The sequence below is a fragment of the Tessaracoccus yangjingae genome (assembly GCF_055326235.1).
Genome location: NZ_JBUZNN010000002.1, coordinates 173,572 through 186,552 on the forward strand (window position 1 = coordinate 173,572; position 12,981 = coordinate 186,552).

Annotated in this window: 16 protein-coding genes and 1 tRNA gene; 9 read left to right on the forward strand and 8 right to left on the reverse strand. The window is 70.6% G+C overall.

Annotated features, from left to right (window positions below; translation table 11 throughout):
- Genes rsmI through ACZK5D_RS03670 form a run of 5 tightly spaced genes read left to right on the forward strand, consistent with a single transcriptional unit; the run spans window position 1 to window position 3,994 of the window.
- Complete coding sequence (rsmI, locus tag ACZK5D_RS03650; RefSeq protein ID WP_458996182.1) at window positions 1-852, forward strand: 16S rRNA (cytidine(1402)-2'-O)-methyltransferase; 852 nt, start codon at window positions 1-3, stop codon at window positions 850-852.
- A complete protein-coding gene (locus ACZK5D_RS03655) occupies window positions 849-1,715 on the forward strand; it encodes a TatD family hydrolase (RefSeq protein ID WP_458996183.1) in 867 nt (288 codons plus the stop codon). Before rsmI ends, ACZK5D_RS03655 begins: the two co-directional genes overlap by 4 nt.
- Complete coding sequence (gene rsmA / locus ACZK5D_RS03660; protein WP_458996184.1) at window positions 1,708-2,571, forward strand: 16S rRNA (adenine(1518)-N(6)/adenine(1519)-N(6))-dimethyltransferase RsmA; 864 nt, start codon at window positions 1,708-1,710, stop codon at window positions 2,569-2,571. Before ACZK5D_RS03655 ends, rsmA begins: the two co-directional genes overlap by 8 nt.
- A gap of 41 nt (window positions 2,572-2,612) precedes the next feature.
- Window positions 2,613-3,512, forward strand: coding sequence for a 4-(cytidine 5'-diphospho)-2-C-methyl-D-erythritol kinase (locus tag ACZK5D_RS03665; protein WP_463664319.1), 900 nt, complete (start codon window positions 2,613-2,615; stop codon window positions 3,510-3,512).
- Window positions 3,509-3,994, forward strand: coding sequence for a MarR family winged helix-turn-helix transcriptional regulator (locus ACZK5D_RS03670; RefSeq protein ID WP_458996186.1), 486 nt, complete (start codon window positions 3,509-3,511; stop codon window positions 3,992-3,994). Before ACZK5D_RS03665 ends, ACZK5D_RS03670 begins: the two co-directional genes overlap by 4 nt.
- On the opposite strand, the gene ACZK5D_RS03675 is transcribed toward ACZK5D_RS03670, so the two are convergent.
- The 4 genes from ACZK5D_RS03675 to ACZK5D_RS03690 all read right to left on the reverse strand — a co-directional run bounded on the left by ACZK5D_RS03675 (window position 3,961) and on the right by ACZK5D_RS03690 (window position 7,307).
- Window positions 3,961-4,692 carry a TetR/AcrR family transcriptional regulator gene (locus tag ACZK5D_RS03675; protein WP_458996187.1) on the reverse strand — a complete coding sequence of 244 codons (732 nt, stop codon included), beginning with the start codon at window positions 4,690-4,692 and terminating at the stop codon, window positions 3,961-3,963. The genes ACZK5D_RS03670 and ACZK5D_RS03675 overlap by 34 nt on opposite strands.
- Window positions 4,693-4,731: 39 nt before the next feature.
- Window positions 4,732-4,944 (reverse strand): hypothetical protein, encoded by a 213-nt coding sequence (locus tag ACZK5D_RS03680; RefSeq protein WP_463664320.1) that lies wholly within the window; start codon window positions 4,942-4,944, stop codon window positions 4,732-4,734.
- Window positions 4,945-5,202: 258 nt separating this feature from the next.
- Window positions 5,203-5,772: a DNA-3-methyladenine glycosylase I gene (locus ACZK5D_RS03685; RefSeq protein WP_458996189.1), complete on the reverse strand. Its 570-nt coding sequence runs from the start codon at window positions 5,770-5,772 to the stop codon at window positions 5,203-5,205.
- Between the two features lie 161 nt (window positions 5,773-5,933).
- Window positions 5,934-7,307, reverse strand: a complete 1,374-nt coding sequence (locus ACZK5D_RS03690) for a hypothetical protein (RefSeq protein ID WP_463664321.1) — start codon at window positions 7,305-7,307, stop codon at window positions 5,934-5,936.
- Between the two features lie 171 nt (window positions 7,308-7,478).
- Between ACZK5D_RS03690 and ACZK5D_RS03695 the strand changes: the two genes are divergently transcribed.
- Window positions 7,479-7,557: transfer RNA gene (locus ACZK5D_RS03695), tRNA-Gln, on the forward strand.
- Here the strand turns inward: ACZK5D_RS03695 and ACZK5D_RS03700 are convergent.
- On the reverse strand, window positions 7,525-8,151 hold the full coding sequence (locus tag ACZK5D_RS03700; RefSeq protein ID WP_463664322.1) for a hypothetical protein: 627 nt from the start codon (window positions 8,149-8,151) through the stop codon (window positions 7,525-7,527). The genes ACZK5D_RS03695 and ACZK5D_RS03700 overlap by 33 nt on opposite strands.
- A gap of 111 nt (window positions 8,152-8,262) precedes the next feature.
- On the opposite strand from ACZK5D_RS03700, the gene ACZK5D_RS03705 reads away from it, so the two are divergent.
- The 3 genes from ACZK5D_RS03705 to ACZK5D_RS03715 are packed head-to-tail and all read left to right on the forward strand — an operon-like array spanning window position 8,263 to window position 9,885.
- Window positions 8,263-8,820, forward strand: coding sequence for a GNAT family N-acetyltransferase (locus ACZK5D_RS03705; protein ID WP_463664323.1), 558 nt, complete (start codon window positions 8,263-8,265; stop codon window positions 8,818-8,820).
- Complete coding sequence (locus ACZK5D_RS03710; protein WP_463664324.1) at window positions 8,817-9,491, forward strand: hypothetical protein; 675 nt, start codon at window positions 8,817-8,819, stop codon at window positions 9,489-9,491. The genes ACZK5D_RS03705 and ACZK5D_RS03710 overlap by 4 nt, the downstream gene beginning before the upstream one ends.
- A 52-nt stretch (window positions 9,492-9,543) precedes the next feature.
- Window positions 9,544-9,885, forward strand: a complete 342-nt coding sequence (locus tag ACZK5D_RS03715; protein ID WP_458996194.1) for a cupin domain-containing protein — start codon at window positions 9,544-9,546, stop codon at window positions 9,883-9,885.
- A gap of 34 nt (window positions 9,886-9,919) precedes the next feature.
- On the opposite strand, the gene ACZK5D_RS03720 is transcribed toward ACZK5D_RS03715, so the two are convergent.
- From ACZK5D_RS03720 to ACZK5D_RS03730, 3 genes are read right to left on the reverse strand one after another with little or no spacing between them, the layout of a single operon-like run.
- Window positions 9,920-10,297: a RidA family protein gene (locus ACZK5D_RS03720; RefSeq protein WP_458996195.1), complete on the reverse strand. Its 378-nt coding sequence runs from the start codon at window positions 10,295-10,297 to the stop codon at window positions 9,920-9,922.
- Window positions 10,298-10,325: 28 nt separating this feature from the next.
- A complete protein-coding gene (locus ACZK5D_RS03725; RefSeq protein WP_458996196.1) occupies window positions 10,326-11,582 on the reverse strand; it encodes an NAD(P)/FAD-dependent oxidoreductase in 1,257 nt (418 codons plus the stop codon).
- The gene (locus ACZK5D_RS03730; protein WP_463664325.1) at window positions 11,579-12,979 is read right to left on the reverse strand and encodes an NAD(P)/FAD-dependent oxidoreductase; all 1,401 of its coding nucleotides are present in this window, start codon (window positions 12,977-12,979) and stop codon (window positions 11,579-11,581) included. Before ACZK5D_RS03730 ends, ACZK5D_RS03725 begins: the two co-directional genes overlap by 4 nt.
- Window positions 12,980-12,981 lie beyond the last annotated feature (2 nt).

Sequence of the window (12,981 nt, forward strand, 5' to 3'; positions counted from 1 at the left end):
ATGCACCCCCTCCCCGACGGCGCCCTCATCCTGGCTGCGACACCCATCGGGTCCTCCGACGACGCCAGCCAGACCCTCCGTGACGCCCTGGCTTCGGCGGATGTCATCGCGGCCGAGGACACCCGGCGCTTCGTGCTGCTCACCAAACGCCTGGGCATTGCGCCGTCGGCGCGGGTGGTCAGCTACTTCGAGGGGAACGAGGCCACGCGCACCGTCGAGCTGGTCGACGCGGTCGCGGCGGGGCAGCGCGTGGTGCTGGTGACCGACGCCGGGATGCCCTCGGTGAGCGACCCCGGCTACCGCGTGGTGGTGGCCTGTATCGAGGCCGGCCTGAGGGTCACGGCCGTGCCCGGGCCGTCGGCGGTGCTGACCGCCCTGGCGGTCTCCGGCCTCCCGGTGGACCGCTTCTGCTTCGAGGGGTTCCTGCCGCGGAAGGCGGGGGAGCGGGGGCGGCGGCTGGCCGCGCTGGCTGGCGAGGAGCGCACGATGGTGTTCTTCGAGGCGCCCCACCGGCTGGAGGACTTCCTCCGCGACGCCGCCCGCGAGCTGGGCGACGAGCGCCGCGGGGCCGTCTGCCGGGAGCTCACCAAGCCGTTCGAGGAGGTGGTCCGGGGTCCGCTGGCCGAACTGTCGCGGTGGGCGGCCGACGGGGTGCGCGGCGAGGTGACGGTGGTGATCGCGGGAGCCGAGGCCGCGACCGCCTCGGCCGACGACGCCCTCGAGCTCGTTCGGCGCGCGCGGGCGGGTGGTGCGAGACTGTCGGAGGCGGTGGCGGACGTGGCGAAGCTCACGGGCGCGAACCGCAAGGAACTGTACGCAGCGGCGTTGGCCGATAAGGAGAGCCCCAGGTGAGTCCCCTCGAGACGCTCGGCCTGCCACCCCTGCCGGAGGCGCTGCCGCGCCCCGTCGTCGACAATCACACCCACCTGTGGTCCACGCACGAGTACTCCGGGTTGCCGGTTGTGGACTCCCTGCGGCTGGCCGCCCAGGTGGGGGTGTCGCGGCTGATCGAGGTGGGCTGCGACGTGGAGTCGTCGCGGGCGGCGATCGAGCTTGCCGAGCGGGAGCCGACGGTGCGGGCCGCGGTGGCGCTGCACCCCAACGACGCGGCCCGCGTCCTGCTCCGCGACGGCGCGGCGGGCCTCTTCGCCGTGCTGGCCGACCTGGAGCCGCTCGTGGCGGCTCCCGAGGTGGTGGCCGTGGGGGAGACGGGACTGGACTACTACCGCACCAGGGAGGCCGAGGGGCGGGAGGCGCAGGAGGTCTCGTTCCGGGCGCACATCGGATGGGCGAAGGCCTACGGCCGGACGCTGATGATCCACGACCGCGACGCGCACGACGACATCCTGCGGGTGCTGGACGACGAGGGCCTCCCGGAGCGCGTGGTGATGCACTGCTTCTCCGGCGATGCGGAGTTCGCCGGGCGCTGCCTGGAGCGCGGCGCGTTCCTGTCCTTCCCCGGGGTGGTCACGTTCGGCTCGGCGGGCGCGCTGCGGGAGGCCGCGCTGGCCACGCCGCTGGACCGGATCCTCGTCGAGACCGACGCGCCTTACCTCACCCCTGCGCCCCAGCGCGGCAAGGCGAACGCCCCCTACCTGCTGCCGCACGCCGTCCGGTTCCTGGCCGACCTGCTCGGGGTCGAGCTGGGCACCTTCTGTGATCAGATCGTCGCGAACACCGACGCGGCCTACGGGCGGTGGGGCACCCATGCCTGAGCTCGGCCTGCTGGATCCGGCCTCGGTGCGCCGCATCGCCGCGGAGCTGGACCTGCGCCCCACCAAGCAGCGGGGCCAGAACTTCGTCGTCGACCCCAACACGGTCCGCAGGATCGTGGCCCTCTCCGGTGTGACCTCCGCCGACGTGGTGCTGGAGATCGGGCCCGGGCTCGGGTCGCTCACGCTCGGGCTGCTCGAGCAGGGGGCGCGGGTGGTGGCCGTCGAGATCGAGGACCGGCTCGCCGAAAGGCTTCGGCGCACGGTGGCGGAGCGGATGGGCGACGAGGCGGCCTCGCGCCTGGAGGTGGTGGGCGCCGACGCGCTGCAGGTGGACGCCCTCCCAGGACCGGCCCCGTCGGCGCTGGTGGCCAACCTCCCGTACAACGTGTCCGTGCCCGTGCTGCTGAGGATGCTCGAGCTGTTCCCCGGATGGAGCAACGGGCTGGTGATGGTGCAGCTGGAGGTGGCCGACCGCCTGGTGGCGCCACCCGGCAGCAAGGTCTACGGCGTGCCCAGCGCGAAGGTGGCCTGGTACGCAGAGGCCGCGCGCGTCGGGACGGTGCCGCCGAAGGTGTTCTGGCCAGTCCCGAACGTCGACTCCGGGCTGGTCCGGATCACGCGGCGGCCGGCGCCCGCGACCACCGCCACCCGTGAGGACACGTTCACAGTGATCGACGCGGCCTTCTCGCAGCGGCGCAAGATGCTGAGGGCCGCCCTGGCGGGGCTGGCCGGGTCGTCGGCCGCGGCCTCGGCGGCGATCGAGGCGGCCGGCATCGACCCGCAGCTGCGCGGGGAGATGCTGGACGTCGCCGCGTTCGCGGCCATCGCGGAGCAGCTGTCGGCCGGGCCGCGCTGAACAACGTCTGGGGGCGCCGCGCGATGCGCTAGGTTCAAGACGTGACGGCGGTCAGGGTTCGCGTGCCGGCGAAAGTGAACCTCGCCCTGCGGGTCGGCGGGACCGACGAGCAGGGCTATCACGCGCTGGGCACCGTCTTCCAGGCTGTGTCGCTCGGCGACGAGGTGACGGCCGAGGCCGCCCCCGCCGGGGTCTTCCGGTTGTCCTTCCAGGGTGAGGGGGCCGCTTTCCTCCCCGTCGACGACACCAACCTCGCCATGCGTTCGGCGAAGCTGCTCGCCGAGCGGTTCGGCCGGCGCGACGTCGGCGTCACCCTCCTGGTCCGCAAGCGCATCCCCGTGGCCGGCGGCATGGCAGGCGGTTCGGCGGACGCCGCGGCCGTGCTGGTGGCCTGCAACGCGCTGTGGGAGGTGGGGGCCAGCCGGGAGGAGCTGCACGAGCTGGCCGCCGCGATCGGCTCGGACGTGCCGTTTCTCCTCATGGGAGGGACCGCGATAGGCACCGGGCGGGGGGACCTGCTGGCCCCGGTGATGTCCAGCGGAACGTTCCACTGGACGCTCGCCCTCTCACACGCGGGCCTGTCCACCCCGGCGGTCTTCAAGGAGTTCGACCGGATCAGCAGCCCGCAGGACACGGCCATCCCCGTCGCGCTGCTGGAGGCCCTCCGCGCCGGTGATGCCGAGGGGGTGGGGGCGGCGCTGGTCAACGACCTCGAGCCCGCGGCCATCTCCCTCCAGCCCACCCTCGCCCGCACGCTCGAGATCGGCCTGGCGGCCGGCGCGCTGGGGGCGATCGTCAGCGGGTCCGGGCCCACGTGCGCCTTCCTTGCCGGCTCCGATGCCCACAGCCACGAACTGGCGGAGACGCTCAGCGTGTTCAGCGGGGTGCGCGCGGTCCGCCGCGCCTACGGGCCCGTGGCGGGCGCCCAGGTGCTCGGATGAGCGACGAGGTCGATCAGGTCGTCGCGGCCTGGGAGCGTGAGCGTGGGGATCTGGTGCTCGAGCCCATGCACATCTGGTCGAGGATCGACAGGCTCGCGGGCATCCTCGCCGGGCATCGCAAGCGCGCGTTCTCGGCGCACGGCATCGAGGGGTGGGAGTTCGACGTGCTGGCGGCGCTCCGCCGCGCAGGCAGGCCCTACCGGCTCTCCCCGGGTCAGCTGTTGCGGGAGACGCACGTCACGTCCGGGACCATGACCAACCGGGTGGACCGGCTGGTGGCCCGCGGCGCGGTGACCAGGATCCCGGATCCCGACGACGGGCGCGGGATGCTCGTCACCCTCACCCCTGCGGGCCTGGAGCTGGTGGACGCAGCGCTGGTCTCGCTCGTCCTGCTCGAGGAGGCTCTGCTGGCCGAGTGGGATCCCGCGGACCGCGCGGAGATGACCGACTACTTGAGGCGGCTGCTGCTCGGCTCCGCCTGAGGCCGCTCGTCGCCGTCCTCGGCCTCACCCTTGCGGCGGTCCTTGGCCTCCATGATGAGGCGGGGCTCCGTCTGGAGGTGCGCCATGCCGTTCCACGCCAGGTTGATGAGGTGGCTCGCCACCACCTGCCTCGACGGCTCACGGTTCTCCAGCCACTGCTGACCGGTCTGCGCCACGAGCCCGACGAGGGCCTGGGCGTAGAGGCCGGCGAACTGGGGGTCGTGGCCGGTGCGCTCGAACTCGCCCGCCAGGATGTCCTCCACCTGGGCCGCGATGTCGCTGAGGATGGAGGCGAACGAGCCGCTGGGCTGCCCCGTCGACGAGTCCCGCGAGAGGATCCTGAACCCGTCGGGGCAGCCGTCGATGTAGTCCAGCAGCGCCATCGCGCCGCGCTCCAGCAGCTCGCGGGAGCCGGCGCCCGGCGTGGTGAGCGCGCTCCGGATGGAGGTGTGGAGCACCTGGGTCTCGCGGTCCACCACCACGGCGTACGCGCCCTCCTTGCCGCCGAAGTGCTCGTAGACCACGGGCTTGGACACCCCCGCGCGCGCGGCGATCTCCTCGACCGACGTGCCCTCGTACCCGCGCTCGGCGAAGAGCTCGCGGGCGATCTCCAGCAGCTGTTCGCGGCGCTGGGAGGCCGTCATCCGGGTGCGGGATCGGCGTGCGCGGGCGGGCTGGCGGGTGGACACGGGTGCCATTCTCGCACGACCGCCCAGTGGGCGCGGTTTGCCGAGGGGTCAGTCCGGGTCCGTGGCCCGCTTGAACCGCTGCTGGGCGCCCTGCTTGGTCAAGCCGTAGAGCTCGCCGATCCGGGACCAGGACGCCCCTGCTCTGCGTGCCTCGCGGACGGCGAGGGACTCGGCGATGTCCGCGGCTTCCCTCGCGAGGCGGGCGGCGTCCAGGGCGCCGAGCGCCGCGGCCCGCGCGTCTCCCTGACTCTTCTCCGCCATGGTGGCATCGTATCCCGCGACACGCGTCAATGGGTACTTGACAGAAGCGTCAAGCGATGGTTGACTCTGGTGTCAACGAGACATTGACGCACAGGAGGTGACACCATGGCGAAGAAGGATAAGAAGTCCAAGAAGGACAAGAAGGACAAGAAGTCGAAGAAGTCCAAGAAGTCCAAGAAGTGACTCCAACCCCACCGTGAAGGCCGGCCCCGTCAAGGGGCCGGCCTTCGGCGCGTCCGGGCCCGGCTTTGGTAGGGGTCAGGTCGTGGGCCTGGCCAGCCAGCAGCCCTGGATGTGGTCGTCGACCATCCCCACCGCCTGCATCAAGGCGTAGAGAGTGGTGGGCCCCACGAATCGGAAGCCTCGCTTCTTGAGCTCCTTGCTCAGTGCGACGGTGCCAGGCGTCTGGGCAGGGACGTCGGCGAAGCTGAGCGGCGGCCGCTCCCGCGGCTCCGGGGCGTGCGCGGAGATGAGTTGATGCAGGCGTAGGCCCTCGTCGTGCAGCTCCAACAGGGAGCGGGCGTTACCGACGGCGGCGTGGATCTTGGCGCGATTGCGCACGATCCCCGCGTCCGCCATGAGCCGCTCGACGTCCTCGTCTCCGAAGCCCGCCACGTCGGCGGGAGCGAAACCCGCGAACGCGGCCCTGAACGCCTCGCGCTTGCGGAGGATGGTGAGCCAGGACAGGCCCGCCTGGAAGCCTTCGAGGCAGACCCGCTCGAACAGCGCCCGCTCATCCGGCGTGTCCTCGACCGGGCGCCCCCACTCCTCGTCGTGGTAAGCCCGGTAGAGCTCGTCGGCCGCCCCGAAGCACCGCACCTTGTCCATGGTTGTTCTCCTTCTCAGTGGTTGAGTCTGCCCCCACTCTGGGCAGGACGGGTGCCGAGTTCCCAGATGCCTGCGGGGCTGGGGATAACCAGGGTCGTTCAGGCGCGCTCCACCGGCCCGCTCACCGGTGCGGTGGCGGGCTCGGGGCCTTGGGCGAGCGGCTAGTTGAGCGGGGAGGTGCCGGTGGGGGTGACTCGGTAGCGGTAGCCGAGCGGGCTGCGCCAGATGAGGCAACCCGGGGTGGGTTGGTCCCCGCGCCAGTGGCCGGCCGTCTTGACCCGGTGGACTCGAGTGCCCAAGGGCGCGAGGTTGCCCACCCTGGTCTGGCCGCCGGGCCCGGAGGCGCGATACGCGGCGGTGTGGTCCTGCTCCAGGCCGCGGGAGTGGGTCTGGGAGTAGGGGAACGCCTCCGTGGGGAAGATCTGGATGACCGCCTCCCGGAGTTTCGCGGTGGGCCGATACTGGTCCTCCGCACGGATCTCGGGGAGGTCGATGAGGGGCCGGACCGCCACCCGCTTGTCCCCCAGCAGGAGGCCCAGCGTCGCGACGGTGAGCGAGCCGGCCCGCTCCACCCGCGCCGCCCCGGTCAGGCCGGCCACTGCGGCGGCCGGGATGTGGACGAACACCTCCGTCCGGGGGCGCAGCTCGTCGAGGGGGACGGTGATGGCGCCGCAGACGTGCCCCGCGCACGCGGCGGGGTTCGGCCGGTGCCGCTCGGCGTCCGCTTCCGCCGTCGTGTCTGCCGGGACGCAGGTGGGGAGGCCGCCGTCGAGGAGCGCCGGCTGCTGGGCGTGCCGCTGCTGGAGTGCCAGCGCGTAGGCGGGATGGGCCAGCACGCCGAGGGCCCTGGCGCGGAGCTCGGTCTTCGTGACCCGGGCGCCCTCCGGGTTCTCTGCGAGGATGTCTGAGATCTGCTCGACGGCGGCGTCGAGGTACTTCGCGTCCAGCACGTCCAGCTGGGCGGAGACCTGCATGGACCCGTCGCGGTAGGCGTAGATCGACACGTGCCTGGCCTCCAGTGCGCGGCGCTCCTCCTCGGCCGCGATGTGGGGAGCCACCTCGACGATCAGGCGGTCGATGAGGTTCATCGACGCGGTCCAGCTGAGCCGGTGCTGAAGCTTGAGCCACCGCGTGCCCACCGTCTCGGCGGTCTCGGCGGGCAGGCCCTCGCAGCGCCCGGCCGCCGCGGCGGCGCGGTGGGGATCCACCTGCAGCTGTTGAACCGCCGTCCACAAGGTGGGATGCCGGTAGCGGAGGTTCAACGCCCGCCCGACCAGCCCCACCGCCTGCCTGGACGTGCAGCCGAGCAGCCCCGCCAGTTCGAGGCCGAACCACTCGGAGATCAGCGGGCAGCCCGCGCCGCCGACCTGGAGATCCTGCTCGTACAGCGCTTCGTGTGTGTCCGACTCCGCCTCGAGGTGGTAGCCGACGGCGAGTTGGGTGATGAGTCTGAGCTCTTCGGCTTCGGTGCGGCGCTTGGCCATCCGGATGGACCGGAGCTGGTCCGCGATGTGCTTGGCCTCGGCTGTGTTCATGGCTCAATAATAGAACATGCGAACGACAATCTCGAGAGATCGAGGACCTCGGACAACACTTTCTTCGGAGGTCTTTCCGAGGACGGAGCCGGTCTGCGGCGGCCAGGCGCCCAACGGGTGGGCGCCCCGGGCCGCGGCTGTATAGACTCGGCCAAGGCCCTTCGGGGCCGTTCCCCGGTTGGTCTTTCGGTAGGGCCCGCCTGACTTTGAATCAGGATTAGCGCAGCAGGTTCGACTCCTGCCCGGGGAGCGTAGACCCGTCCTGGACCGGCATTCCCATCGCATCCTCTGGTGGTTGCTGGGCCTCCTCGTCGTGCGCGGCCAGGGTCTTCAGCCGGGCGACGAGTCGCAGCATCGTGGGGATCCCCCGGCAGGTGACCGGGACGCCGATCAGCCTGGTGAGCACCGGTCCGGCGGAAATTCCGTTGCCGGTGGTGCTCGTGACCGCGTGGCCGGAGGCGAGTGCGTGCACGATGAGCTCGCCGGTGGGGACGCTTTCGCGGTGGGGGAGGACCAGCTCTGGGAGGCTGGGGGCGTCGAAGAGGGCCACCTCCCCGGCGGGGAGGCCGGGGTCGAGGTGCCTGACCGTGTCAATCAGCCAGTCGGCGGGACGGACGACGACGAGGTCGGCGTAGCCGGTGGATGGGGTGAGTCGGGTGACGACGGCCCGCGCGAGTGCCGTCGGTTCGGGGCCGGAGAAGATCACGGTGCCGTTGGTCTGGAAGTTCACTGCGCTGGTGGCGCCGGCGGCCGCGAACGCGTCCAGCAGCTCGGAACTGCGTGGCGATCGGCTCCGCGCCTGGCCGAGGTTCATGTTCCGGAAGAACGCGACCTGGATGGTCATGCCCCGATCGTCGCACGCCGTCCACCGTTGGACACCCGGATTCCCCAGGCGCGTCCGCGGGGGAGCCGCAGCCCCCTTGCCCAGGCGCCCGCCGTTGGCGATGCTGGAGGCGTGAGCTCCCCCTACCCCCTCCGCACCGAGCGCCTGGTTCTTCGACCGCTGCGGGAGGACGACGTGGACGTCATCCTCGCCTACCGCAACCACCCCGAGGTGGCGGCGCTGCAGGACTGGGACCTTCCGGTGTCGCGGGAACACGTGGAGCGTCTCGTCGCCGCCCAGTCGACCTGGACGGACATCATCCCCGGCGAGCCCCGTCAGATCGGACTTGAGCACGACGGAGAACTCGTCGGAGACCTGTACGTCTCGCTGGATGGGCACGGCGGTGTCGCGGAGATCGGTTTCACGCTGCGGGCCGAGCACCAGCGGAAGGGGTACGCGTTCGAGGCCGCCTCCGCCGTGGTGGCCGACCTCATCGAGCGGCTCGGGTGCCATCGTGTTATCGGTCAGCTCTCGCCGGACAACGTCCGCTCGGCCAAGCTGCTCGACCGGTTAGGGATGCACGTCGAGTCGTTCGCGCCCAGGTCGTACTGGTGCCGCGGGGCCTGGGACGACAACCTCGTCTATGCCATGAGCGATGCGGAGTGGCGCGCCGGCCGGACCGCGACATGACCGCACGGCCCGGATCTGCTTCTCAACGTCGACAAGGACCCCGGGCGCGAGTCCTCGGTGCCGCGGCCGCCTGGACGACGTTCGCGATCTACCAGGTCTATGCCGTCGCGTCGGGCATCGCGTTTCTGCAGGGGGGAAGGGTCGTCGAGAGTGGGCCCTTCCTGGCCGTCATGGCCCTGTTGGTCGTGCTGATGGGGCCCTCCCTCGTGCTGACGATGGTGGTGGTGCACGATGTCGCGGACCCGGAGCGCAGGATCTACGGGCTCGCTGCTCTGTGCCTGATGGTCGCGTGCGTCACGGTCACCTCGTGTGTGAACGTTCTGCTTCTGTTGGTGAGCAGCTCGCCGGAGTTGTTCGACGAGTCGTGGCGTGCGCTGTTCCTTCCCTATCGGTGGCCTGCGCCGGCGTTCGTGCTGGACAACTTCGTGTGGGACTGGTTCTTCGGGGTGTCGATGCTGCTAGCCGCGCCGATCTTCGGCGGTGACCCGCTTCAGCGGGTGCTCCGGGTCGTCATGGGGCTCAGCGGCGCCCTGTGCCTGGCCGGTCTGGCGTGGCTGGCGGTCTCGCCGGACCAAGGCATCCTGATCGGCATCCTCGGCTGGGGCGTCGCGGGACCTCTCGTCTTCGTCCTGCTCGCCAACGTCTTCACCAGAACCCGGCCGCAGCGGTGAGGCCTGCCGTCTGACCACTCATCGGTGGAGTCCAGCGGCGTAGGCTCGACGCATGGCTAAACCGACACCTGTCACCGAATCCTCCGCCCACCTGGCCCTGGCCGGCGCCCTACCTGTGGTGGCTGAATCGACGACGTCGCGCGTGCTGGTCAACAACGACCTGATGCGTGTGGTCCAGTTCACGTTCGACGCGGGGGAGATGTTGACGGAGCACACGTCCCCACGGGCTGTCGTGGTCCAACTCGTGAGCGGCCGGATGCGGTTCACCGTCGACGGCGCCGAGCACGCGATGGGGGAGGGCGACATCGTCTATCTTGCGCCGGGAGCCTCGCACGCGTTGGTCGCGGAGACTGCCTGCCGCATGACGCTCGTCATGGTGGACACCGCCGCCTGACCCCACCTTCTCCGAGGCCGCACGCCGATCCGTGCTACACAGGGTCGAGGACCGCATCAACTTCGATCTCGACGAGGAGGTCGGGCGATGCGAGCGCGGTCGTCCCGATGGTGGACGTGACAGGGAGAATGTCGCGGAAGAGTTCCCCGTGCACCGCCCCGACGGCGTCGAAGTCGGCCATGTCGGTGAGGAAGACCCGGGTGCGCACGACGTCGTTCAAGGTGGCGCCGGCGGTTGCGAGCGCCTTCTCGATTCGGTTGAAGATCTCACGGGTCTGGTCGGCAGCTGTCTCGCCGACGCCACCGGAGGTGGTCCCGGCGACGAACACGAGGCTGCCCACCCTCACTGCGCGGGAGTAGCCGAGGACGGGCTCGCGGGGCGAGCCTGAGGGGATGTTCTGTCGGTGGGTCATGGTCGGTGGTCCTTTCGGTTTGGGCGGATCAGACGATGCTGATGCGGACGTCGTCGGCGCGACGGTCCACATGTTCGAGCACGCTGCTGGGGATGCGGAAGGCTCGACCCGGGGCGGCCGGCCAGGAGAGCCGCGTCCTGCTGAGTAGTTGCCCGCCCTGCCTCACTTCGACGACGGGGCTTCTCTTGAACTCGTCGGTCCAGAGGACCAGCCGATTCCGGGCGGGGAGGGGGTCGCCTTCGCGCAGCAGATTCGGCGCCACCCAGCGGAGAGGCTTGTCCACGAGCAGGCGCACCGCGCTCTCTCGAGGCCTTTGCCCGTCGATGTAGCGCGTGACCTGCTCGGCGACGTGCCGTCCGTCCAGGGCGGCGCAGTCGGCGGTCTCAACGGGGTGGAGGAGATTGCCGATGGCGAAGACCCCGTCGCGCGAGGTGCGAAGTGACGAGTCGACGACTGGGGACTTGCTGGCGGGATCCATGTCGAGTCCGCCGAGCCTGGCGATCTCGTGGTCGGGCACCCAGTCGCCGGTGAAGACGACGGTGTCGCACTCGATGCTCCGGCGCTCGCCGGTTGCCTGGTTCTCGATGACGACAGCCCGGACCCGACCCCGGCCCTCAACGAGCACGACCTTGGAGTCGGTGATGACCTTGGTTCCGAAGAAGAGCTTGCCGGGGTGGGTGAAGAGGGCGTAGGACTCGGGACTGGCGTACTGCGAGACCAAGGCGACGGTGGCGCACCCCGCCTCCTTGAGTGTGAGAGCAGCCGACCAGCTGACCAGCTCGGCGCCCACGATCACTGCCCTGGTGCCCACCTTCTGGTGGTGGAGGTGGACGAGGTTCTGCAGTTGGCCGGTGGTCAGGATGCCCGCGGGACGGTCTCCGGGGATGAGCCGGGCTGTGCGGGGCCGCTCCCGTGCCCCCGTCGCCAGAACGACGGCGTCCGGTTTGATGAGGATCCTGCCGGAGGCGGAGGTGGCGGCCAGGCCGAGGCCGTCGTCGGTCCAGCCGGTGACCTGGGTCTCGGTCATGACGGTGACGCCGGCGGCGCGTGCATCGGCGGCCAATCGGCGCGCATAGGCCGGTCCGGACATGAAGCGGTGCAGGTCCCGGATCCCGTAGCCCGGGTGGTCGGAGTGTCTCGGGATGCCGCCCAGATCCTTCTCGCGGTCGATGAGGAGCACGTTCGAGCCGTAGCGGCGGCCCAACTCCGCGGCGCAGGTGAGACCTGCGGGGCCGGCGCCCACGATCGCGACCCTGGGGGTGACAGTGCGGGAGTAGGTGGTCATCGGTTCGTCTCCTTGTGCTGCTCGACCAGGGCGGTGGCTTCGGCGCCGCAGAAAAAGCCCTGGCAGCGTCCGTTCATGACGCGGGTCCGGCGCCGGAGCCCGTTGATGCCCGTGGGCGGAATGGGGGTGGCGAAGGCATCACGGATCTCGCCCCTGGTGACCCGCTCACAGAAGCAGACGACCTTGCCGTACTCCGGGTCTCGGCGGATGAGCGTGTCGTTCTCGAAGGGGCGTAGCTGGCTCTGCCCGAGCGGCGCCATGGAGGGTGGCTCGGGCAGGTCCGCACGCGGCACGAGCTCTTCACCCGCGCCGCTCAGCATCGCCACGATGTGCTTCGCCACCGCCATGGCGGAGGTCAGCCCGGTTGACCGAATGCCGCTGGCAATGACGTATCGATGCTCGGCGTCGAGGTCGATGAGGTAGTCCTTGAGGTCGTGCGCGGCACGCAGCCCGGCGTAGGAGGCGGTCACCTCCTCGCTGAGCAGTTCGGGGAAGATGTGGGCCCCCTTCTCCCGCAGGAAGGCGAACCCGTCCTCGGTGGTCGACGTATCCGTCCGGTCCTCCATGTCGTCTGCGGTGGGGCCGAGCATGACGTTGCCGAAGGCGGTCGGGCTGACGAGCACACCCTTGCCCTTGGCCGACGGGACGGCCAGGACGATCCGGTCGACCAGTGGAGCCGAGAGCTTGTCGAAGACCAGCAGCTCGCCCTTCCTGGGGTGGATGTGGATGCGGTCGTACCCGAAGAGCTGGTCGATGGTGTCACCCCCCAGGCCGGCGGCGTTGATCACCCAACGGGCCCGGACCTCGCCTCCGGTGGTGGCGAGGAGGGTGAGCTCGGGGGTGTGGGTCACTCCGGTGAGGGCCCTGTTGAGGAGTAGGACCGCGCCGCGGTTCACGGCGTCGGTGGCCAGTGCCAGCGGCAGCGACCATGCGTCGATGATCGACTCGTCGGGTACGGTCAAGCCTCCTCGCGCGCCCTCGCCGAGGTGGGGTAGGAGCTCGTAGACTCGCGCGGCGTCGATGATCTCGGTCAGGGTGTAGCCGTTCCGCACGGCCTTCTCTTTGAGACTGGGCAGGGCTGCTTCCTGCTCGTCGTCCCATGCCACAAGCACGGCGCCGGTGACGTCCACCCCCACCCCGGTGGCCCGGGCGTAGTCGAGCGTGAGGTGGTAACCCTCCGCCACGAGCCTTGATTCGAGGGTGCCGGGGCTGGCGTCGTAGCCGGTGTGGAGGATCGCGGTGTTCGCCTTCGAGGTGCCTTCGCACACGTCGTCGCGGGCCTCGACGATCGCCACGGATCGGCTCGTTCCTGCCAGCTCTCGCGCGATGGCGGCGCCGACCACGCCTCCGCCGATCACAGCGAAGTCGAAGACGGAGTCGTGTGGTGTGGTTGTCATGG